The following is a 22,430-nucleotide window of genomic DNA, read 5'->3' on the forward strand; positions in this document are numbered from 1 at the left end:
ACAGACGAACCCAAAGGGATGGATTGATGTTTGATCTTGCAGGCAAAACCGCACTCGTAACCGGTGCGACCGGTGGTATCGGCGGTGATATTGCCAAACTTCTGGCTTCGGCTGGTGCAAAGGTTGCTCTTTCAGGTACGCGTGCTGAACGTCTTCAGGCGGTTGCTGCGGAAATCGGCGAAAATGCTGTCGTCGTTCCGGGTAACCTGTCTGATCCGGAATCGGTCGCCGGTTTGATCAAGGAAGCAGAAGAGGCCCTTGGCGGGCAGCTTGATATTCTGGTCAATAATGCCGGGATCACCCGTGATCAGCTGGCGATGCGTTTGAAAGACGAAGACTGGCAGGCGGTCCTTGATGTCAACCTGACTGCGGCATTCAAACTTGCGCGCAACTCGTTGCGCGGCATGATGAAGCGCCGCCATGGCCGCATTATCAATATTACCTCGATCGTTGGTGTGACCGGGAATCCAGGGCAAACCAACTATTCTGCAGCGAAGGCTGGCATGATCGGCTGGTCAAAATCGCTCGCACAAGAAGTTGCATCTCGCGGAATTACTGTTAACTGTGTTGCACCGGGGTTCATTACCACGGCGATGACCGACGAGCTTGATGATGGGCAGAAAGAAAAGCTTCTGGCCAACATTCCGGCGGGGCGCATGGGGGAAAGCAAGGAGATTGCAGCAGCGGTTCTGTATCTGGCAAGCGACGAAGCAGCTTATGTTACCGGGCAGACCTTGCATGTGAATGGCGGAATGGCGATGATTTAACCCGTTGCGGGTTGCTTGCTTTTCTGTTTAAAAGAGGCCGCTATACAAAATCACGAAACCGGCAATTGCGGTTGTCGGATTCCGGTCCTCGCAAGTTCCTTCAATAGGGGGAAGGCGCGAAGAACCAACCAAAACCAACTGACAGAAAACCTATTGAAGGATTTGAGCTATGAGTGATGTCGCAGATCGCGTGAAGAAGATCGTTGTCGAGCACCTCGGTGTCGAGGAAGACAAGGTCACCGAAAACGCAAGCTTCATCGACGATCTGGGCGCCGACAGCCTGGACACTGTCGAACTGGTCATGGCGTTTGAAGAAGAATTCGGTTGCGAAATTCCTGATGACGCAGCAGAAAAAATTCTGACCGTTAAAGACGCGATCGACTTCATCGAAAAGGCGAACGGCTAATCTTGCCGTGAGACATGGGCGCCAGAGGGCATCCTCAGGCGCCCTTTTCGTCTTTGCTGTATTCATAAAATAAAGGCGTAGTGCGGGATGAGACGCGTAGTTGTTACCGGTATTGGTGCTGTTACTCCGCTTGCCAGCGGTGCACAGAACACCTGGCAGAAATTGCTGGACAGCCAATCCGGAATCAAAAGCATCGACACCTTCGATGTGTCCGATATCCCGGCCAAGATCGCAGGCCTTGTGCCGCGTGGTGTGGGTGACGGACTTTTCAACGCGGAAGATCATGTCTCGGTTAAAGACATGAAGAAAATGGACGATTTTATCGTCTATGGTGTTGCCGCTGCCGATCAGGCATTGGCCGATTCCGGATGGAAACCCGAAACCGACGAAGACCAGGAAAATACCGGTGTTCTGATTGGTTCGGGTATTGGTGGTCTGCCTAAGATCTCCGAAGCCACGGAACTGGTGAATAACGGCAAGACCCGCCGTGTCAGCCCATTCTTCATTCCATCCTGCCTGATCAATCTGGTTTCTGGCCAGGTTTCGATCAAACATGGTCTTAAAGGTCCGAACCATGCCGTCGTGACCGCATGTTCAACCGGTGCACACGCCATTGGCGATGCATCGCGCATGATCATGCTTGGTGATGCCGACGTCATGGTTGCTGGTGGTGCCGAAGCCGCTGTTTGCCGTTTGGGTATGGCTGGCTTTGCCGCAGCACGTGCGCTGTCGACCGGTTACAATGATACCCCGACCGAGGCATCGCGCCCTTGGGATCAGGGCCGTGACGGTTTTGTCATGGGTGAGGGTGCCGGTTGCGTGGTGCTTGAAGAATATGAACATGCCAAAGCACGCGGTGCGAAAATCTATGCCGAAGTTGCCGGTTATGGCATGTCGGGCGACGCTTATCACATCACGGCTCCGGCCGAAGATGGCAATGGCGGTTTCCGTTCGATGCGCAATGCTCTTCGCAATGCCGGCATCAACCCGGAAGACGTCGATTATGTGAACGCACATGGCACGTCGACTCCGTTGGGTGATGAAATCGAACTCGGTGCGGTAAAACGTCTGTTCGGGGATTCGGTATCGAAACTTTCGATGTCCTCGACCAAATCGGCAACGGGTCATCTTCTTGGTGCCGCAGGTGCGATTGAGGCCGTATTCTCGATCCTTGCTATCCATGAAGGTGTGGTTCCGCCAACCCTTAACCTTCGCAATCCGTCCGAAGCGTGCCTCGGGATTGATCTGGTTCCGCTCGAAGCAAAAAAACGCAAAGTCAATGTCGCACTGTCGAACTCGTTTGGCTTTGGCGGTACCAATGCTTCGCTGGTCTTCAAAGGCGTTTAAGACAGCAGATTCAACCTGACAGAGGGAAACCCCTTGAAGCGTTTTCTGCTTGTTCTTGGCTTTTTATGCATCACCGCCGCTCTCACCATTGGTGGGGCGGCGGTGTATGTTTATGTGCAATATACATCGCCCAGCAAACTGGTGCAGGGCAGTGATATTGTCATCCCGCAGGGTACAGGTGTTCGCGGGATTGCGGACATATTCCGTCGTGAAAACATCATTCAGGAACCTCTTGTATTTCTGCTTGGGGTACGTATTGCCGGACTGGATCGTTCGTTGCGTGCCGGTGAATATCATTTCCCCGCACGGGTCAGTCCGAAGCAGGCGGCTGAAATTCTTGCTGCCGGTGATACCGTTAAGCGGTTTGTGACCATCCCCGAAGGACTGCGGTCTAGCGAAATCGTTGCTCGTATCAATCTTGTCGATGGTCTGACAGGTGAAATTTCCGACATCCCGCCCGACGGTATGCTGTTACCCGAAACCTATCAATTCTCGTTTGGTGATACGAAACAGAGCATTATTGATCGTATGGCGGCGGCTCATGATGCGCTGGTGGCGCAATTATGGCCGGGGCGAGAGGCCAATCTACCGTTTGATACCATCGATGAAGCCATTGTTCTGGCGTCTATCGTAGAGCGGGAAACCGGTATTGCCGCCGAACGCCCGCGTGTTGCAGGTGTATTCGTCAATCGGCTCAGGATGAACATGCGTTTGCAGTCCGATCCGACGGTTGCCTATGCCATCAGCCCGAATGAACCGCTTGATCGAGCATTGACCCGGGCTGATCTGAAATTCGACAGCCCCTATAATACCTATGTTTCGGCGGGATTGCCTCCCGGACCAATAACCAATCCGGGCCGGGATGCGATATTTGCGGTTCTGCATCCTGCAGAAACTGATGAGATTTACTTTGTTGCTGATGGCACCGGTGGTCATGCGTTTGCCCGGACACTGGACCAACACAACCGCAATGTCGCGCGCTGGCGTCGTATCCGGGACGGCCAATAGGTAACGGGTTATGCTTCCCTGTTACTGACGGGGCTGTGCATGTTCGGGTGGGGACTCCAGTCTTTGATGTACCTCATTTTTCGAAGCCTTGCGCGGGATGCGTGATGCTGCCAGGTCGAGTAACGATTGCGGCACAATCTTCAAAACACCGATCAGGATATTCATCTGCCATGGGAATGCGATCATCCCTCTGTTCTTCGTGAGCCCTTTGTCGATCTTGATTGCGGCTTTGTCCGCCTGCATGAAGAATGGCATGGGGAAGTCGTTGGCATCGGTGATGCGACTTTTGACAAAGCCCGGGCAAATCACATTAACCTTGATCCCGAACGGGGCAAGGGCACCGCGCAGTCCTTCGCCATAGGTCCTTACCGCCGCCTTGCTGGCACAGTAGGCCGGTGCGGATGGCAGCCCTCGCCATGATGCCTGCGACGAAACCAGTGCGATCTGTCCGTGCCCGCGTGCTGACATGAAAGTGATCGCAGGATCAATCGTGTTCAGAACACCCGCGACATTTGTTGCAAAGATATCGCGTACCTGATCGGGGTCCTCGCCTTCGCTGCCGGTTCCTGCCGAAATACCGGCATTGGCGACAATCAGGCTCAGCGGTGTGATCTGATCACATTTGGTGACATATTCCGCCATCGTTTCGCGCTCAGTTACGTCAAGCACGTCGGCAAAAACGTTCGCGCCTGCCGCCCGGCATTCATTTTCGACCAGTTTCAGACGTGTTTGATCTCGGCCGCTGATGAAAAGAGTAACCCCGGTTCTGGCATAATGACGGGCAAGTGCGGCCCCGATGCCCGAGCTGGCACCGGTAATCAGGATGGCATGGTATTGCAGTGACATGGTTGCTCGTGATCCCGTTGGACGATGTTCCGGATTGTTTGGGCGGACCATGGGACAGCATTAGGGCAGCATTATGAAATGCGGGCAATTACAGCTTGTCTTCATGATCTGCCCCAAACGACAATCCCTTGGCGCGTCGGGGCACAACCGTTATAAACGGGCAACCGACAATTCAGACTGGATCAAGAATATGACCGTATCAAGCATGACCGGGTTCGCACGTACCGACGGCGGCGCAGAAGGCTTTGGCTGGACCTGGGAGCTGCGCAGTGTCAATGGTAAGGGGCTGGATGTTCGCACACGCCTGAATGGTGGTTTTGAACGTCTGGAACCAACGGTTCGAGAGGCAATCTCCAAGCGGTTCAAACGGGGAAATATGGGCGTAACATTAAATGTTGTCCGTCCCGGGGAAAGCAGTGCCTATCGTATCAATCGGGATCTGCTTGCCGAACTGGTTGCTCTGGCCGAGGAATTTGACCGTGCCAGCAGTCTTTCGGCTGGCACCATAGCTGATCTTATGAATGTGCGCGGTGTTCTTGAAGCCGTTGAACAGCAGGAAGACGACGACAGTCGTGAAACACTTGATGCTGCGATCCTCAAAAGTTTCGGCGAGGCGCTTGATCAGATGGAAGCCCATCGCGCCGAAGAAGGCGCTAAGCTTGATGAAATGCTGCGCGGTCATATCGATCGTATCGAGGAAACTGTTTTGCGGGCCGAAAGCTGTGCATCGGTTCGAAGCGACGCGATCAAGGCAAAGCTCAAACGCCAGATCGACGAGTTGATGGAAGCCGGTAAATTCGACCCTGAACGACTTCATCAGGAAGCGGCGCTGCTTGCGACCAAGGTTGATGTTCGTGAGGAAATTGATCGGCTGAAGGCTCATATCGTTGCTGCACGTGACATGATCAAAAAGGGCGGAGCAATTGGCCGCAAGCTTGATTTCCAGTGTCAGGAGTTCAATCGCGAGGCCAATACATTGTGTTCCAAGGCGAACGATATCGAACTGACCAATTGCGGGATGGAATTGAAGGTGATTATCGATCAGCTGCGCGAGCAGGTTCAGAACGTTGAATAAGGATACCCCGATGACTGATCAGGTAAAACGTCGTGGTGTAATGCTGGTGTTCTGTGCGCCCTCTGGCGCCGGGAAAACCACAATCACGCGTCAGCTTCTGGAAAAGGATAGCCAGATTTCACTTTCGGTTTCAGCAACAACACGTGCGGCACGTCCGGGCGAGGAGGAGGGCATCCATTACTTCTTCAAATCCGTTGACGCGTTCAAGCATATGATTGCCGATGACGAATTGCTGGAATGGGCCGAAGTGTTTGGCAATTATTACGGCACGCCAAGCGGCCCGGTCGAAAAGGCGCTTTCGGAAGGGCATGACGTTCTGTTTGATATCGATTGGCAGGGGGCACGGCAAATACGCGAGAAGGGCGGTGATGATGTTGTGTCTGTTTTCATTTTGCCGCCCTCATCGGCCGAACTGGAACGTCGTCTTCGAGACCGAGGGCAGGATGCTGACGATGTGATCATGAAGCGTATGGCGAAAGCCGGTGCCGAAATCAGCCATTGGGAAGAATTTGATTATGTGCTGATCAACGATGACCTAGATCGTTGTCTTGCCGATGTTCAGCATATTATCGGGGCAGAGCGCGTAAAGCGTGAACGCCAATCCCAATTGCCGGGGTTCGTTAAAAAGCTTTTGACAGATTGATGATCTGAAATGGCCGCCTGTTCAGGCGGCCATTTCATCATGAATACGTGTCAACCGGACGAAATCGGCCACGCTTAATTCTTCGGCACGTGCAGTCTCTGTAATTTGTGCACGTTCCAATAAAATCCCGACATCCATGTTCAATGTCTTCAGACTGGCGCGCAACATTTTGCGTCTTTGGCCGAAGGCTGCCTGTGTGACCTTGCCCAGACTGACAAGATTTACAGCTTCTCCGCGATCTGTTTTCGGTCGTAGTTGAACGACGGCAGAGGTTACCTTGGGCGGTGGAGTAAATGCACTGCGATGGACATCGAACAGTATCTGACAGTCACATAGATACTGGCACAGGACTGAAAGACGGCCATAGGCTTTGCTTTTCGGGGCAGCAACAACACGTTCTGCAACTTCTTTCTGGAACATCAAAGTCAGACTGGCAAACTGGTCAATCTGCATCAGCCAGCCCAGCAACAGTTGGGTGCCCACATTGTAGGGAAGGTTGGCGACAATCTTTCGTGGGGCCGGACCAAGTGAGGTGACGTCAACTTCCAGTGCATCACCGTCAATCACATGAAGTGCGCCGGGGTAATGATTGCTGATTTGTTCAAGGACAGGCTGGCAGCGGGGATCACGCTCGATAACTGTTAGGCTTTTGGCTCCATTATAAAGCAGGGCACGTGTCAGGCCGCCCGGACCCGGACCAATTTCGATTACAGTGGCATCTTCAAGTGGTGCCGCCGCACGTGCGATCCGTCCCGTCAGGTTGAGATCAAAAAGAAAATTCTGGCCGAACTTCTTTTGAGCCGACAGACCATGTGTTGCAATTACTTCGCGCAAGGGCGGGAGCCCGTCATTGGCAAGGTTGGCGGTTTCATTTTTCTGGTCTGACACGATGTCAGGCTCCTTGTGAGGCGGCTTTGCCGGCTGCTCGTTTTCGTGCCATGTCCGCCGCCATTTTGATCGCAGCGATCAGGCTGTCCGGTCGTGCTATGCCTTTACCTGCAATATCAAGAGCCGTTCCATGATCCGGGGACGTTCTGATGAAAGGCAATCCGAGCGTGACATTCACACCACCATGGAAATCAAGCGTTTTGACGGGGATCAGAGCCTGATCGTGATAGGGGCATAGAGCGACATCGTAGTTTGCACGTGCTTCGGCGTGGAACATGGTATCGGCGGGCAGGGGGCCAACAACATCGAAGCCCTCATCCCGCAATGCCATGATGGCGGGGCGCATGACCTTGATTTCTTCATCCCCCATTGATCCGTCTTCACCTGCATGCGGGTTTAATCCGGCAATCGCGAGCCTCGGTTTTTTTAATCCAAAATCACGTTGCAACGACTTTGCTGTGATGCGGACCAACTGTTTGATCATCTCACCTGTCAGTTGTTTGGGAACTTCGGACAGGGCGATGTGGATTGTCATCGGTACGACGCGCAACTTGCTGTTTGCCAGCATCATGACCGGAACTGCATCTGAACCGGAAAGTTCTGCCAGAAATTCTGTGTGACCAGGATGTTTAAAGCCCGCCTGATAAAGTGCACTCTTCTGGATCGGGTTGGTCACTACAGCACTTGCGGATCCTGATCGTGTCAGGTTAACGGCATGGGTAATGCTATCTATGACAACGGACGCGGTTTTACTGGATGCCGTCCCGGGCTTGATATCCTCAGCGTTACCTGGAATCTCCAAAACGGGAAGGGCATCCTCGAAGAACTGGCCTGTCTGGCTGGCTTCGTCTATCACCTTGGTTTTTACCCATAGTCCCAGACTTTCGATAGTTTGATCCATGATTGTCTTGGGGCTCAGAATAAAAAACGGCGGCAGATTATGGTCGGCGCGGCCAAGCCACGCCTTGATGGCAAGCTCCGGGCCAATGCCGCCCGGTTCGCCCAGTGTCATTGCGATCGGCTTGATATCGCTCATAGGCTTGCGTCCTTTCCGGATCACATCCGGATATCGATAAACGCATTGCGGCGCAATTCGCGCAGTTTGCGGCGTGCAAGAATTTCAAGGCGTTCCATTTCAAGGCGTTCCCGAATGTTTTCCCTGTCCGGAAGCGTACTTTCTTCGGTTTTGTCACAGACCATAACAAGGAGCGCGCCACCATCTACCTTGATCAGGTCGGAAATGCCGCCTTTGTCCAGGTTTGCAACTGCATTTCTTACCGGACCGGCGAGGTCATTTGGAGAAATGCCTCCGGTCTTGCCGCTCATTTCCGATCCGAGATCAACTGCAACATTGGCCAGTGATTGACAGCTATCGGCGTTCTCTTTGGCATTTTGCAGGATACCGAGTTTGGTATTTACCTCATCCTGCGGGGTGTTGGCCGCTATCGGGACAAACAACTGGTAAAGATCAAGTCGGACATCTGTCAGAGCATTAGCATCGCCTCGACGACGATCAAGTAATTTCAGGATGTAATATCCGCGAATGGTTCTGATAGGATCGCTTACATCACCGGGCTGCATCTGATTGACGGCTTGCTGCAGTTCTCCGGCCATTTCGCCGGAATAAAGCCAGCCAAGATTGCCACCGTTTGCCGCACTGGAACTTGCCGAAAACTGCCGCGCAAGGCCACCAAAGTTGGCACCCTGTTCCAGAGCCCGGATCACCTCGCGGGCATTTTGATAAACTTTCGTCTCGTCCTGGGGATTGTCGACAGGCAGGAAAATTTCCTGAACATTGTTTCGCGGTTTTCCCTGATTGCTGCGAATACGTTCAAGATTGTCATCAATCTCGGTATCGGAAATCTGGATTTCGCGTCGCATTGATCCTAGAAGTTTCTGCCATGCAATTTGCGGACGGATTTGATTTCGGATAGTTTCCGTTGCGATACCATTTTGAGCTAGAAACTGGTCCAATCCTCCGGGGGGTAATCCCGAATTTTGCTCAATCAGGTTTTGGGCCCGTTCAATGTCTGCGTCGGTTACCTCAAAACCACGACGTTCTGCTTCCTGCAGTTGCAGCTTCTCGTTGATCAGCTGCTGTAAGATTTGCGGTGCCATTTCCTGGCTGCGCTGCGGGCTCATCGGGATGTTTGAGGAGGCGGCTACAAGCTTGATACGTTCGATCAGATCCACCACCGAAATCGGAGCATCGTTGACGACGGCTGCGACGCCTATGGTGCTTTGAGCTCGCGCTGTCGAAATTGAAACAACGGTAAAAAGCACAACGGCAATTGCTGCGACGAGATGGGAAAGTCTAGTGATATGCAAAGCTGTACTGCCTTATAATCCGGCTGCTGACGCAAATTCGCCAAGTGTTTTGAATACCAATCGGAAAAGAATCTCATCCGACTGACCAAGATCCTGGTCTTCGTAGAACGTTCTTCTGACCTGACCGTCAAACACGAAGCATTCGTCTTCGTAAACAAAGCCGAAACCGTATTCAAGAGGGTCGTTCTGATCAAGATCATAACGACTATAAGCCATTCCCGACCAGAATTCACCGAACTGTCGTTCAGCACGGAAGTAAACCTCTTCTCGTTGCCCGAACTCCTCACTGCCCGCATCTTCTGCAAAGTGAACGTAATCCAGATTAAGGCGTAACGTTTCCTTTTCACCCAAACCTGCTGATACCTGATTTCGGCGTGTCGAGAAATCTTCATTATCAAGCCTGAAGCGATAGGTCAGGTCGACATATTCGTTTGGAGAGACGGTTACTCTGCCGACATAATCCGACAGATGATCTTCGAGGCCAGAGCCTTCTTCAAAGGTATCGCCCTTGTTGGCGCGATAGCTTTGGCCGAACATGGCACTGGTATATCCTCCTTCCTCGCCGTAGACCCCCCATTCAAGGCCGTAGCTGGTTCTAAAACCGTCTTCTGCACGGTCAAGGCCACTATATCGGTCATGTGAGAAAATATTGATGTCATCAAACTCGAATGACTGGGAGTCTTCATTCGGAATCTCGTTAGGGTTTCCGCCGTTTGGCGACCATGCGGCCATGACAATCGGTTTGACAATATGATGGTAGCTGCCCTGATTGTTCACAAATGGCATGTTCCAGTCGATGGCTGCCAATGGAAGAATTCGGCCTGTATATCCGTTGTAATCCTGTTGACCATCTCTTGATACATCCGAAACCATGTAATTGTCGGTGCGAATGGACATCGAGAGCTTTGTTACGTCCCCAAGTGATCCGATATAGGGCAGTGCCCAGCCTGCTTTGGCGGAAAGGCGATGAGAATCCGCCCCTTCTTCCCGGGTGAGTGACAAGGCATCCAAATCAAGGGTGGTGTAACTGCCATATTTCGCCGGAGCCGTTTGACCGTGGAATTGTGCATGTGGTAAAATTATGGGTGTCGTATCCCGATCATCTTCGGCTTTTAGCCCCTGGAAATAATAGCCGTCGACACGGCTATAACTAGCCCCTCTGAAACCCTCGGTAAACAGGTTGGAGGTCAAAACAGATGGTGAGCCAAAACCATATCGGCTCATATAGGTCTTTTCAGAAGCCTGTTCTGCATCAAATCCCCACCGCCATGTTTTATCGATGTCAAAGCGGCCTTTTGCATCAATGTGCCCCTGAAAGTCGTCCGTATCGTCACTGGTAACACTACTGACAACTTCCATTTCACCGCTGTCAAAGCGTTGGCGATACTCACTGGCGAGAACCGGGCCTTCGTCCGTTGTGTAGATAGGACGAAGGGTCAAATCCTTGCTTTGATCAATAGCCCAATAATAGGGCAATTCGAAGAACGATCCGACATAACTCGTGCTACCAAAAGATGGAGCCAAAAGACCTGATTGACGTTTAACTGTTGGATCAGGATGTTGGAAATACGGCGAATAAAGAACCGGAATTCCTGCAAATTCCAGTCGAGCATCTTCGTATTCCACGGTTTTTTCTTTGGCATCGTGAAGAACACGGGCTGCTTTGATGCGCCAAAGCGGTGGTGTTTCTGGATCGTCTTCGCAAACCTTGCAAGGAGAGTAAACCGCCTTGGCAATTTCGGTAAAATTCCCGCCGCTTCTGCGCGCGCCGGTACCGGCAATTCGAGTGTTTTCATCAAGAAGAACATAAATGTCTTCAACAATGCCTTCCTTGAAATCACCCGAGAGTTCGACATGACTTGCAAACGTCACTTCACCGGTTGGTTCGGTAATACTGACATTGCCAGACGCCGTAAGCACGTCCTGTGATCTGTCATAGCTGACGGTATCGGCCAGCAAAATACGACCATCCCGCGAGATTTCGACATTGCCGCGCGCTGTTACCGTTTGAAGTTCCCGGTTATAGTCAACTTCATCCGCACTGAAAAGAATCTTGGACTGTTCGTCGTTTGCAGTGGTCACTTCATCGGACTGCTGTGCCTTGGCGGCAATCGAATACGTTCCGGCCAAAGCAAATGCACAGCCCAGGATGGTCCCCGTTGCCAGTCTTTTTATCATTCCCCCTGTATGAGCCATTCAGCTAGCCGTCCTCCAGATGAAGCAAGGTGGAAACTCCCAATAGCAAAGATATACCTGCAGGTGCCCAAGCCGACAAGACGGGCGGGATTCCACCTGAAACGCCAAGTGCTGAAATGACATCGGTACAAAAATAAAGAATGAAACCGGTCGCGACCCCCCCACCGATAACAACAGATGCGCGGCGACGTCGAGAAAATTTAAGACAGAATGCAGCGGCAATCAGAACCATTGCGCAAAGCAGCAATGGACGCGACAGCAAACTGTGAAAATGGATGCGATGGCGAGTTGCGTTGAAGCCGGCGCGTTCCAGAAGGTTGATAAACGGCCTCAGGTCCCAGAACGACATCGTTTCGGGAGACGCAAAACTGTCTTGGATTTTTCGTGCGGTCAGATTTGTGGGCAACATCAATTCGGATGAAAACTCACTAGCCCGTCCCGGATGGAAGGTCCATGCGTCATAGAAACGCCATGTGCCGGGCTCGAGAACTGCACGCTGCGCATCAATTCTGGTTGTGAAATCATCGGCATTCTGAAAACGGAAAACGGTGACGTTCCGTAAGTCAACTCTATCTGTTGCCTGCCCACGAACTTCGCGGGCGTATATTACGGCCTGTCCGTCCTGCGTGCCCTGACGCAGCCATAATCCATTTGACGAGAGATTCATGACACTGCTGTTGCCCTGAAGATACCGGGCCTCGAGCGTTTCGTATCTTTGTAGCAAAATTGAAGATAGCGGATTAAGCGCCATAACCTGAATAGAGCCTAGCAAAATCGCGCACATGATTGGCGGAAGTAGGAATTGCCAGGCAGAAACACCTGCTGCACGTGTGACGACAAGCTCCTGATTGCCAGTAAGCTTCCAGAACGAAAACATCGATCCGAACAAGACAGCAAACGGCAGGACCTTCTCTGTCATGAATGGAATTCGACTGGTTGCCATTTGAAACACGATACCAACCGTCGCATCTGGGCGTCCACCCGCGCGACGCAGCAACTCGATTGTATCGCCGATCAGGATCAATCCGATCAAAAGGGCGAGAATTCCCAGAATTGATATCAGAACATGTTTGCCGAAATACCAGGTTAGGGTCGGGGAGATTCTCATGTTGGAACCTCGTCCCGGCTTCCAGCCTTCGCGCGGATTTGCGGCCCGCGGAATGTCCAGTAGAGACCCCCTGCGATTGGAAGAAGCGCATTCAAATACATAAGGGGAACAAGGTCGGGATTCTTTGCAGCAAGGTTCTTCATTGTAATGCTGATCACCTGGAAGACGATCATAATTGCAATCGCAAATAAAAGGCGCCCGGTCTGCCCCCTACGAGAGAAGCTGCTTGAGACCAGAACTGCTAGCGCAATGCTTGCAAAGCCGATGGAGTGTAGCGGTGAAAGTAGCCGATCATGTCCTTCAGCGCGAAATGAACCAATGTCATTCGGCAAAACATCAGGCGGTATGGTTGTTAGAAGATTGGATACACTTCGTTCACGCGCTTCTTTGTAACGAAGGGCCGGATCTTCTGCATTATGCGCAATATCGACAGCATAGCGGTCAAAATAGAGGATCGACATCGTGCCGTCCTTTGTGTTGACTTCCTGGCGGTTTCCATCAAGCAACACGATCCGCGGACCATTTTCCGTGCGAACGAGAGCACCATTTTTGGCCATCATTGTGGCCTGTTTGTTTGGATCTCTGGCGTCATGGACAAGAATGCCAAGTAGCTCGTTATCCTGCCCGACTTCCCGGATATAGACTGTCAGACCGTCAAGGTCGGTAAAGCTGCCTTCCTGCAGCAGAACGGATGAGAAATCGTTGCGGATTGAGAACTGCAGTTCTTTGAATTGCTGGTAGCTGTAAGGCAGGTAAAACAGCGTCAGGAAATAACCGAAAGCGGCGGTCAGCAATGCTAGTATGAGTGTCGGTTTTGCAAGAGCCCACTGGCTTAACCCGGCGGATCGCATAACGATCAACTCGCGGTCCTGAATAAGTTTGTTATATGTGAAAACTACAACGAAAAAGAGCGAGATCGGTAAAATAATCGCCAAAAAGCTTGGAAGCAGCAGAGATGTTAGCTGCAAAAATACCGATACCGAAAGGCCGCGGTTCACAATCATTTCAATGAAACGCAGGCTTTGCGACAGCCAAATGACACATAGCAAGCCAAGTGTCACAAACACCATCATGATGAACTGCTGTTTCAGCATATATCGGGTTAAACGATTCATTGGCCGGATTATAGAGAAGCGTTCAAAAACCGAAACAGGAAATTAGGGGTAAATCCCGGCAATTACACTGTTACGCGACGGGGCTGGCTGATTGCGGTGGAGTATGCTGCAAACGATTGCCGTTAAAGGCGAAAGCAACCTCTTCTGGAGAATCTGTTCCGGAAGAGGTTGGAGGATTTCAACGTCAACGCTGTGTCAGAATAATGGCGCGGTTTCATGCAGCAATTCGTGTCGCGTATTGGCGATCTGCCGTGCCATGAAATCGGCTTCAGGAACGATTTGCGCCAAAAAGAAGTTACAGCTTAGGCCCTTTGCTTTGGCAAAGCCCTCTTCAATGTCGCTATCAGTCAGTTTTTCCAAAGAGCGGAACATTAACCAACCTGCCACACAAATCGAAGTCTGCCGGAGGTAGGGGGAGGCGATAGCCTGAGCGAGGCCAGATGAGTTTTTGCACTTGGCGAGGATATCTTTTGTGGTTTGTTCCAGTTGATCGATGGCATAGGCGAACATTCGCGCCGCTTTAGACAAATTGTCATCAAGATGCGGCTTGGATACAGACATACGCATTTCGGTAATCAGTGACCGCATCGCGGCTCCATTATCACGAAGGAGCTTCCGGCCGATCAGATCCAGCGCCTGAATGCCATTTGTGCCTTCGTAAATCGGCGCAATGCGCGCATCGCGCAGATGTTGGGCTGCGCCGGTTTCTTCAATAAAGCCCATTCCGCCGTGAACCTGAATTCCAAGGGAAGCATTTTCGACCCCCAAATCTGTTGACCAGCCCTTGACCATCGGGATCAGGAGGTCGGCCCGTACCTGTGCTGCCGCGCGGGCATCCGGGTCTTCATGGTGATGGGCGATATCAAGCTGAACGGCTGCATAAAGCGATAGCGCGCGTGCTGCCTCGGTTGTTGACCGCATTCGAATCAGCATGCGTTGAATATCACCGTGATGAATAATGGTATCATCCTGCCCCGTAGTTGCGGACTTACCCTGTTTGCGGTCACGTGCATAAGACACTGCCTGCTGATAGGCACGTTCAGAGATCGCAACACCCTGCTGACCAACCGAAAGACGCGCATTGTTCATCATGGTAAACATGCAGGCGAGGCCTTGTCCCTCCGCGCCGACCAGATATCCGGTGGCCCCCCCCTGATCCCCAAATGAAAGCACAGCAGTCGGGCTGCCATGAATACCAAGCTTGTGTTCGAGCGATACGCATTTCACGTCGTTGCGTTCACCTGTCGTGCCGTCCGCGTTAACAAGGAACTTGGGTACAATAAATAGTGAAATCCCTTTGACGCCCTCAGGTGCATTGGGAGTTCGGGCAAGAACAAGATGGACAATATTATCTGTCATCTCGTGATCGCCATAGGTGATGAAAATCTTTTGTCCCGTTAAGCGATAGCTACCGTCATCGGCTGGAATTGCCAAGCTGCGAACTTTTGAAAGATCCGAACCTGCCTGGGATTCTGTCAGGTTCATGGTGCCGGTCCATTCCCCCGAGATCATTCGTGACAGATAAAGTTTGCGCTGCTGCTCAGACCCGTGTGCCGATAGAAGTTCGATAGCACCAGCAGTCAGCATCGGGCAAAGAGAAAATGCCATATTTGCCGAATGCCAAAGCTCGCCAACCGCGGCTCCGACAAGCAGGGGAAGGCCCATACCCCCCTCAGCTTCAGGGGCGCTGATGCCTTGCCATCCACCGTCGCAGAATTTTCCATAGGCGTCTTTCCAGCCAGTCGGGGTACGGACACCTCCATCGTCCTGAAGCACGGAACCTTCCTTATCCCCAACGCGGTTTAACGGTGCCAGCACACCTGCTGCCAGTTTACCTGCTTCCTCAAGGATCGCATCGACAAGGTCAGGAGTGGTTTCCGCAAAGGCGGGAATATCCGAAACGATTTTCAAACCGATCACATTATGGATCAGAAACCGCAGATCATGGATTGGTGGTGTGTAATCGCTCATGGAAAAAGACGTCTCCCTGAATTGTGAGGCGCCCGCTCGGTATCGCCCTCGTTACGGGACGTTGTTCTTGCAGCACAGCATAATCAGATGCGCGAGCAAGATCGAGTCCGTTTCCGTCAGAAAGTGACAAATTCTTCTCAGACATTCGTCGTGTATTATTGCTTTCAATCCGCAAACGTTGCACTGCAGTACTGGCAATAATACATACTGGTTCCGATATAAATCGGATCGAGAGGTGGTTGCGGGGTCGCCATTCAGGGTTTGGCAGGCTAAACTGCCAAACCGGTAATCGGGACACGATATAAAAGAATGAGAAAACACAGGAGTATGGCCGTGCTGCGCAAAGGAATATTGCCAATCTTACTTGCAGTGGTGATTTCATTTGCCGGGACCAGGTTGGTGGCATGTGCCGGTCCGGTTTGGCCAAGCGATGATGAACAGCTATTTCTGGATGCCTATCGCGATTATGTCGCAGATAGTGCAACCAGTGATCAGTATGACCGTGCAGACAAGCTGTTTGTCGAAGCCGTGCAGGTTCTCTCTGACACTTATGTCGAAAACATTGATCGCCCTGCCTTTGTCGAGCGGGCGATTGCAAGTTTGCCGGAACTCGAAGCAGAAGATAACACGCCATCCGCTATCGTCGGGGCGGCGCTCGATGAAAGTCTGCACGACCTTGATCCGCATAGTGCTTATATGACAGACGAGATGTTCCGCCGTTTACAGGAAAGCACCGAAGGAAGTTTTGCCGGTGTCGGGATCGTTATTTCACAGGACGAAGACAAACTGATCCGTATCGTATCGCCGATTGACGATACGCCTGCCGCACGGGCCGGGTTGCAGCCCAACGACCGGATTACTCATATCGATGGTCATGATATGAAGGGCGAGCCGATTGCAGAGGCCGTTCGTCTGATGCGCGGGCGGATTGGTGACCCCGTGACACTGACAATCCAGCGCAAGCAGGAAAATTTTGATGTTACCGTCAAACGTGCCCGGATCGAGGTCCCGTCTGTGACAGCGTCAATCATTGATAATGATCTCGCCTATGTTCGGGTATCGCGTTTTGATGCAAGCACACTTGATCAGACACGCGAATATCTTGAAATGCTGGAAGACCAGATCGGGAACCCGCGTGGGATCATTGTCGATTTGCGCCGCAACCCGGGCGGTTTACTTGACAGTGCCGCAGACATTGCCGATCAGTTCCTGAGCGACGGTCTGATTGTCGCGACCGAAGGACGGGGTGAACGCAAGCTGCGCAGTTATGAAGCTGACAGCAGTGATTATTTCGATGGTGTGCCCATGGCGATCCTGCTGGATCGCGGGTCGGCATCCGGGGCTGAACTGATGGCAGCGGCTCTTCGTGAAAACGGGCGAGGCGTTATCATTGGTGAACAGTCATTCGGCAAAGGGTCAATGCAGCGCATCATGCCCTTGACGTCGGGCGGCGGGCTTAAAATCACGACCGGGTATTACACAACGCCGGAAAACCATATCGTTCAGGGTAACGGCGTCATTCCGGATATCGAAGTCAAACTTCAGGATGCCGAGCCGTTCGAACGCGAAGTCGATCTGGAGCACGCGTTGCCGCCACGCCGTCGTGACCCGCGCAAGGTTCTGGCATCAATGGATGCGGCAAGTTGCGAACGCGATATATATGTTACGCCTATTGGCAAGTCTGCGACCAATGATAACCAGGTCGATGCCGAAAGCGATGGCGAGGACAAGGAGTTGCAGCGCGATACCGTTCTGGAATGTGCTGTGGGCTATTTCAGTGACGGGAGGCTTGCAGTGTATCGGGACCAGGTCGAGCCTCTCTTGCGTGCGGGCCTTTAATTTTAAAGCCTGACGATTTTGGGAGATGCCGTAGAACTAATGTAATTTGAGCCTTTTGAAGCTTTGTATGCCTTTTCATGGGAAGCCTCTGAAAAGGCATGCATCATTGAAAACTAAGTAATATTCTATTCCAGAATGAACTGCCCGTTTTTGATCTTCACGAAATAGGCATTGCGTTTTCCATCGCCGAACTGATCAAACATCAATTCCTGATGCAGGCCCTGTTGCGGTGGCAGGGTCACAAGCGCATCGGAAAGCGGTTGATCGGGGGCCCGGGTTTCCATGGCGGCGGTCAGGACCGTCATTGCGTCATAGGCCAGGACACTGGTGTAGCCGGGCTGTTCATTGAATTTCTGACGGTAATCGGCGACAAATTTCTGATAGCGCGGATTGGTGGCATAACGATCATAGGTTTGCAGCAGTTCCATGCCTTCGACAGCGTCCCCGCCAAGGGTGATCAATTGCTCTGTTCCGGCCCATTCGGCGGTCGAAAGCGGAATATCTTGATCTGTTTTGCGGATTTCCTTTGCCAGTTCGGCACTGTCGACACCGTTGGCAACAAAGATGATCGCATCGGGATTATCGGCCAGAAGTTGCCGGGCGACATCCGGTTTGGTGGTATCGGCGGTGTTGAACCAGACTTTCGAGACAACCCGACCGCCGAGCTTGTCAAAGGTCAGCAGGAATTCACGGTACCAGCTTTCGGTGAAGGCTTCGTTTTCACCGTCCAGGGCAAGGGAAATGCGCATGCGCCCCTTATCGATATTGCGTCTGGCATAGGCATCGGCATTTTCCCGCGTGGTTGAATTCATGCGGAAAAAGTTATCGCGAAGGCCGGTGAATTCTGCAGCGGAAGCGGTCGGTGAAATGGTCACGATATCAAGTTCGTTGACCACCGGCAGCATTGCCATGCCGACCGAGCTTATGATTGGTCCGATAATGGCGGTCACGCCAAGTTCCTTGAATTCGCGAACCGCAGCCTTTGCCGTTTCGGGATTTTTCTGATCGTCGCGTGCGATGATTTCAAGTTTGCGACCGTGAATGCCGCCTTGCTGGTTTACCTGTTCGACGGCAAGCTCAAGCGCATGAAGTGCCGCAATTCCGGTATCGGCACCGTCACCGGAAATACCGGCAATGAAACCGATTTTAATCGGGCCGCTTTCCCCGCAGCCAAACAGCATCATCGCAGCCGCGGCGATGGCACAAAAACGGATGGACAATCCGGGCTTCTTTACCGGTCTTGATGCGCGATCTTCGTGCTTGTTCATATTTTGCCGAACCGGTTGAAAAAGAAGATTATTGTTTGTGTTATCAGACTGTTTGATATGGCGCGCGCCGATCACGACTTCAAGTTTCCCGAACGCGGGGTGTTTGCCTTATCCGAAGTCCCGACGTGCCTGCATTACGCGGCCCACCGTCGTCAGTAGACATAACGCCCCGAAAATCCCGGCAATCTGATTAAACCATTGCGGAAAAACGCATATTAGCACAAGGACCAGGATGGTTTCGCTGCCTTCTGTAATGCCGGTCAGGTAATAGAAGCTTTTCTTGCCCTGTGTTTCATGGTTGCGGCCGGTTTTGGCCGCGATGATCGCATAGGCCAGAAAACTTGATCCGGTGCCGACAAAACAGAAAATCAGGAATGCCGCCATAAGGGCATGCTCCGGCCGTCCGATGGCAAAGGCGAGAATGATGCCAGCATAAAACAGGAAATCGGCGACAATATCGTAATAGCCGCCAAGGTCGCTTTCCTGTGATTTTGATCCGGCATGGCGGGACCGGGGCTGGGTATGGCGGGCAACGGCGCCGTCAAGACCATCCATGATGCGGCTGAGTATAATCAGGCCAAGCGCGATGTGATCAAGCCGGAAGGCGAGTGCGGCGGCAGCCAGAAGACCAAAGGCAAAACCAAGGCCGGTGACCATGTTCGGTGTAATGCCGCTTCCTGATAGCTGGCGGGCGACGGCATTGAGCGGTTTGTCGATCAGGGGACGCAGACGGGCATCAAACATTTTGGTTTCCGGTTAAATCATTGCAGGCGCATCATAATCCTATCACGGTCTTTGGGGAAATCATGCACGCGTGATGATGCCGGTTGAAAATTGTCCGATTGACGGGGCGTTGAAAACGGGATTGGCTATCGGTTGGAAAACCTTTGATCCCTTATCGGTGCGCCCCAGATGTCCGTTTCAGATAGCCTGCCTGTTTCCCCGTTTACCGCAAACGGCATTCGACATGACGTGCGTGACATTGGCGCGTCGCTGATCCGCGAGGTTGCCCATCTGGGCATGGGGCGCGAAAATATCGTGCCGCTATGGTTTGGTGAACCCGATCAGCCGACCCCGGAATTCATTCGCAAGGCGGCGATTGCGGCCCTTGAGGCGGGCGATACTTTCTATCAGCCCAACCGGGGTATCACACCACTTCGCGATGCGCTGGCGGTTTATGGCAATCGACTTTATGGCACGGCACTGGACCGTGAAAACATCACCGTGACGGTATCGGGGTTAAATGCCCTGATGATTGCGATGCAGTCGATCCTGAAGGCGGGCGACAGGATGGTGACCACAGCCCCGATCTGGCCCAACATCGTTGCGATGCCAAAGGTTCTGGGCGCGCAGGTGACAACCGTGCCGTTGCGGTCCGGGAATGACGGCTGGCAGCTTGATATCGATGAATTCATTGCCGCCTGTGCGCCCGATACGCGCGCCATACTGATCAATTCGCCGAATAATCCGACCGGCTGGGTCATGCCCGCCGAGGATCAGAAAAAGCTGGTCGAGTTTGCCTCTGAACGGGGCATTTGGTTGATCGCGGATGAGGTTTATGCGCGCCTGATCTATGACGGATCGGACGTAGCACCGTCATTTGTGCCTTATGTCAGCGACGATACGCGGATCATGGTGATCAACAGCTTTTCCAAAAGCTGGGCAATGACAGGCTGGCGTCTGGGCTGGATCACTGCACCCAAGGGGGTTGGCAGTAAACTTGAAAAGCTGATGGAATTCAATGTGTCCTGTCCGGCTGGGTTCATTCAGCAGGCAGGCATTGTCGCCCTTGAACAGGGCGAGGAATTTGTTGCGGGCTCTCGCGCCAGATATAGCCGTGCACGTGCAGCAATCATCGAACGTTTGCGCGACATGAACCGCATCCACCTGCCCGAAGCAGACGGCGCGTTTTATGCGTTTTTCCGGGTTGATGGGGTTGAGGATACGCTTTCCTTTGCCAAGGATCTTTTGCTATCCGAGGGTATCGGCCTTGCGCCCGGCGATGCATTCGGGCCAGAGGGGGCAGGCCATATCCGCGCCTGTTATGCGGTATCGGAAGACCGCATTCACAGGGCGATGGACGGGCTTGCGCGGTTTTTAACGCGTCAGGTTTGATCTTGGCCGAGCGACATATGGCCGATGGAATAGATCGTCGCGTTGCCGACTGTTTCCGGGGCAGGCAGATCAAACCACAGGCGAAAATCAACGCGTGTCCAGCATGTCGGATCAAAACCGGTGACAATACCGGCCAGATTCTTTTGCACGGGGGGCGTCGATTTTCCGATGATAGTGCGAAGTGACTCAAGATTGGTGCCGGGCGCGATTGCCGATGTCATGCGGCTGGCGAAGCGGGCATTTTTGAAATCTGCCTCCAGATCGCAATCCCAGACGATCCATGTCTTGGCCGATGGGCGGCCAAAGGATTGGGTAAGACCGGTGAAACCGGGGCCGCAGAGAAAGTTGCTGATGCCCTGTGGATCGTTCCAGACGTAGAACGGTGCATACAGGTTTTCCTGATTGCCTGTGGCGGTATCTGATTTTCGTGCCGATAGGTAGGCTTTGAATTTCAGATGCGCGAAACCGTCCAGCATCGGGCCTTTTTCCGAGATACGGCGATCAATGATGGTCATGTCGTAATCGGCAGGCAGGGTGAAGCTGTATTGCATGGCGATCATGATGCGTACTCCTTGACGGTAACCGGATCAAACCAGTGGACAGATGCGCCGTCCGCGATTGCCTGAATGCTGAGATAGCTGAAAGTCATGTCATCGGTGGCGCCGTGCCAGTGGCGTTCATGAGGAGCGAACCAGATGCTGTCGCCGGGATGAAGATCGACGATTTCGCCGCCCTCAACACAGGCACGCCCCTTTCCCGAGAGGACATAAAGCAGTTGTCCGCGCGGATGGCTGTGCCAGTGTGTGATGACACCGGGGCCGACAATTGCGCGCATGGCTGTATTTTCGCCGTCAATGGAGCTTTGCAAAAGGGGCTCTACCTTAAACGGGCCGGTCGAAATGCCGTCTGGCACAGCGCTGATATTAGTGTTGGCGCGACGAATTGTCATATGTTCGGGCGCGCGATGGTGCTGTCCGCCCAGCGGATTTTCTTTGGGCATTTTTGGCCTCCGTTCCGTTCGGGATTTCAAACCGTGAAGATCAGGATTGGGCGATATCGGTTGCCATTACGCCGTTCCCGAATGACCAGTCCTCGTAGGCGGTGGTGGTGATCACGATCATGACGTCGGCGGGGCGTATATCGGCTTTTTGCGCCAACAGGTCGGTCAGGCGTTTGTAGAAATTCCGTTTTGTTGCCGTGTCGCGCGGCTTGCCTGCGGTAATGGCAAACAGGATGAAATCGTCACTGCGCAGGCCAGAAAGGTAATTCGGGTCAAAGTCGAGTTCGGCAGCGTCATGCTGATGAATGACCTGAAACCGGTCATCTTTGGGGACGTGAAAGGTTTCCGTCAGGGCCTGATGCAGCGCATCGGAAACGGCGCGCAGATATTCGGCTGATTTGCCTTTGCGAAGCGAGATACGGGTGAAGGGCATGATGGGCCTCTTTGGATCATGTGGCGGAAGGACTTGACGTGTTCCTTATCGCAGCGCAATTTAATCCTGAAAATCAG

General features: G+C 52.7%; 21 protein-coding genes. 8 read left to right on the forward strand and 13 right to left on the reverse strand.

Annotated features, from left to right (window positions below):
- Positions 1 to 26 precede the first annotated feature (26 nt).
- The 4 genes from fabG (at position 27) to mltG (ending at position 3,528) form a co-directional block, all read left to right on the forward strand.
- Positions 27 to 767, forward strand: coding sequence for a 3-oxoacyl-[acyl-carrier-protein] reductase (gene fabG / locus AUP42_RS12475; protein WP_062951947.1), 741 nt, complete (start codon positions 27 to 29; stop codon positions 765 to 767).
- A gap of 169 nt (positions 768 to 936) precedes the next feature.
- Positions 937 to 1,173, forward strand: coding sequence for an acyl carrier protein (locus tag AUP42_RS12480; RefSeq protein WP_007090351.1), 237 nt, complete (start codon positions 937 to 939; stop codon positions 1,171 to 1,173).
- 87 nt (positions 1,174 to 1,260) lie between these two features.
- Entirely contained in the window at positions 1,261 to 2,520 is a 1,260-nt protein-coding gene (fabF, locus tag AUP42_RS12485; protein WP_062951948.1) for a beta-ketoacyl-ACP synthase II, read from the forward strand.
- A gap of 33 nt (positions 2,521 to 2,553) precedes the next feature.
- A complete protein-coding gene (gene mltG / locus AUP42_RS12490; protein ID WP_062951949.1) occupies positions 2,554 to 3,528 on the forward strand; it encodes an endolytic transglycosylase MltG in 975 nt (324 codons plus the stop codon).
- A gap of 21 nt (positions 3,529 to 3,549) precedes the next feature.
- Here mltG and AUP42_RS12495 read toward each other — a convergent pair whose 3' ends face one another.
- Positions 3,550 to 4,374 carry an SDR family NAD(P)-dependent oxidoreductase gene (locus tag AUP42_RS12495; RefSeq protein ID WP_062951950.1) on the reverse strand — a complete coding sequence of 275 codons (825 nt, stop codon included), beginning with the start codon at positions 4,372 to 4,374 and terminating at the stop codon, positions 3,550 to 3,552.
- 190 nt (positions 4,375 to 4,564) lie between these two features.
- Between AUP42_RS12495 and AUP42_RS12500 the strand changes: the two genes are divergently transcribed.
- Together AUP42_RS12500 and gmk are read left to right on the forward strand one after the other, a co-directional pair.
- On the forward strand, positions 4,565 to 5,449 hold the full coding sequence (locus AUP42_RS12500; protein WP_062952173.1) for a YicC/YloC family endoribonuclease: 885 nt from the start codon (positions 4,565 to 4,567) through the stop codon (positions 5,447 to 5,449).
- 10 nt (positions 5,450 to 5,459) lie between these two features.
- Complete coding sequence (gene gmk / locus AUP42_RS12505; RefSeq protein WP_062951951.1) at positions 5,460 to 6,092, forward strand: guanylate kinase; 633 nt, start codon at positions 5,460 to 5,462, stop codon at positions 6,090 to 6,092.
- A gap of 21 nt (positions 6,093 to 6,113) precedes the next feature.
- Here the strand turns inward: gmk and rsmA are convergent, their stop codons facing one another.
- The 7 genes from rsmA to AUP42_RS12540 form a co-directional block, all read right to left on the reverse strand.
- Complete coding sequence (rsmA, locus tag AUP42_RS12510) at positions 6,114 to 6,980, reverse strand: 16S rRNA (adenine(1518)-N(6)/adenine(1519)-N(6))-dimethyltransferase RsmA (protein WP_062951952.1); 867 nt, start codon at positions 6,978 to 6,980, stop codon at positions 6,114 to 6,116.
- Between the two features lie 4 nt (positions 6,981 to 6,984).
- On the reverse strand, positions 6,985 to 8,016 hold the full coding sequence (gene pdxA, locus AUP42_RS12515; protein WP_062951953.1) for a 4-hydroxythreonine-4-phosphate dehydrogenase PdxA: 1,032 nt from the start codon (positions 8,014 to 8,016) through the stop codon (positions 6,985 to 6,987).
- Between the two features lie 20 nt (positions 8,017 to 8,036).
- Complete coding sequence (locus AUP42_RS12520) at positions 8,037 to 9,308, reverse strand: peptidylprolyl isomerase (protein ID WP_231858265.1); 1,272 nt, start codon at positions 9,306 to 9,308, stop codon at positions 8,037 to 8,039.
- Between the two features lie 12 nt (positions 9,309 to 9,320).
- Entirely contained in the window at positions 9,321 to 11,504 is a 2,184-nt protein-coding gene (locus AUP42_RS12525; RefSeq protein ID WP_231858266.1) for an LPS-assembly protein LptD, read from the reverse strand.
- 4 nt (positions 11,505 to 11,508) lie between these two features.
- Positions 11,509 to 12,612 (reverse strand): LPS export ABC transporter permease LptG, encoded by a 1,104-nt coding sequence (gene lptG, locus AUP42_RS12530; RefSeq protein WP_062951956.1) that lies wholly within the window; start codon positions 12,610 to 12,612, stop codon positions 11,509 to 11,511.
- The gene (lptF, locus tag AUP42_RS12535) at positions 12,609 to 13,727 is read right to left on the reverse strand and encodes an LPS export ABC transporter permease LptF (protein WP_231858267.1); all 1,119 of its coding nucleotides are present in this window, start codon (positions 13,725 to 13,727) and stop codon (positions 12,609 to 12,611) included. Before lptF ends, lptG begins: the two co-directional genes overlap by 4 nt.
- Positions 13,728 to 13,922: 195 nt before the next feature.
- A complete protein-coding gene (locus AUP42_RS12540) occupies positions 13,923 to 15,698 on the reverse strand; it encodes an acyl-CoA dehydrogenase (RefSeq protein WP_062951958.1) in 1,776 nt (591 codons plus the stop codon).
- Between the two features lie 327 nt (positions 15,699 to 16,025).
- Here AUP42_RS12540 and AUP42_RS12545 point away from each other — a divergent pair, with 327 nt between their 5' ends.
- Positions 16,026 to 17,537 carry a S41 family peptidase gene (locus tag AUP42_RS12545; protein ID WP_062951959.1) on the forward strand — a complete coding sequence of 504 codons (1,512 nt, stop codon included), beginning with the start codon at positions 16,026 to 16,028 and terminating at the stop codon, positions 17,535 to 17,537.
- Positions 17,538 to 17,662: 125 nt separating this feature from the next.
- Here the strand turns inward: AUP42_RS12545 and AUP42_RS12550 are convergent, their stop codons facing one another.
- Both AUP42_RS12550 and AUP42_RS12555 read right to left on the reverse strand, forming a co-directional pair.
- Entirely contained in the window at positions 17,663 to 18,757 is a 1,095-nt protein-coding gene (locus tag AUP42_RS12550) for an ABC transporter substrate-binding protein (protein ID WP_231858268.1), read from the reverse strand.
- 156 nt (positions 18,758 to 18,913) lie between these two features.
- Positions 18,914 to 19,549, reverse strand: a complete 636-nt coding sequence (locus AUP42_RS12555) for a CDP-alcohol phosphatidyltransferase family protein (RefSeq protein WP_062951960.1) — start codon at positions 19,547 to 19,549, stop codon at positions 18,914 to 18,916.
- A 168-nt stretch (positions 19,550 to 19,717) separates the two neighbouring features.
- Between AUP42_RS12555 and AUP42_RS12560 the strand changes: the two genes are divergently transcribed.
- Positions 19,718 to 20,920, forward strand: a complete 1,203-nt coding sequence (locus tag AUP42_RS12560) for a pyridoxal phosphate-dependent aminotransferase (RefSeq protein WP_062951961.1) — start codon at positions 19,718 to 19,720, stop codon at positions 20,918 to 20,920.
- On the opposite strand, the gene AUP42_RS12565 is transcribed toward AUP42_RS12560, so the two are convergent.
- Genes AUP42_RS12565 through AUP42_RS12575 form a run of 3 tightly spaced genes read right to left on the reverse strand, consistent with a single transcriptional unit; the run spans position 20,911 to position 22,353 of the window.
- Entirely contained in the window at positions 20,911 to 21,480 is a 570-nt protein-coding gene (locus AUP42_RS12565) for a DUF4865 family protein (RefSeq protein ID WP_062951962.1), read from the reverse strand. The genes AUP42_RS12560 and AUP42_RS12565 overlap by 10 nt on opposite strands.
- The gene (locus AUP42_RS12570; RefSeq protein WP_062951963.1) at positions 21,477 to 21,920 is read right to left on the reverse strand and encodes a cupin domain-containing protein; all 444 of its coding nucleotides are present in this window, start codon (positions 21,918 to 21,920) and stop codon (positions 21,477 to 21,479) included. Before AUP42_RS12570 ends, AUP42_RS12565 begins: the two co-directional genes overlap by 4 nt.
- Positions 21,921 to 21,960: 40 nt before the next feature.
- Positions 21,961 to 22,353, reverse strand: a complete 393-nt coding sequence (locus tag AUP42_RS12575; protein WP_062951964.1) for a tautomerase family protein — start codon at positions 22,351 to 22,353, stop codon at positions 21,961 to 21,963.
- Positions 22,354 to 22,430: the final 77 nt, after the last annotated feature.

Source organism: Thalassospira lucentensis (assembly GCF_001613805.1).
GTDB classification, from domain to species: Bacteria; Pseudomonadota; Alphaproteobacteria; order Rhodospirillales; family Thalassospiraceae; genus Thalassospira; species Thalassospira lucentensis_A.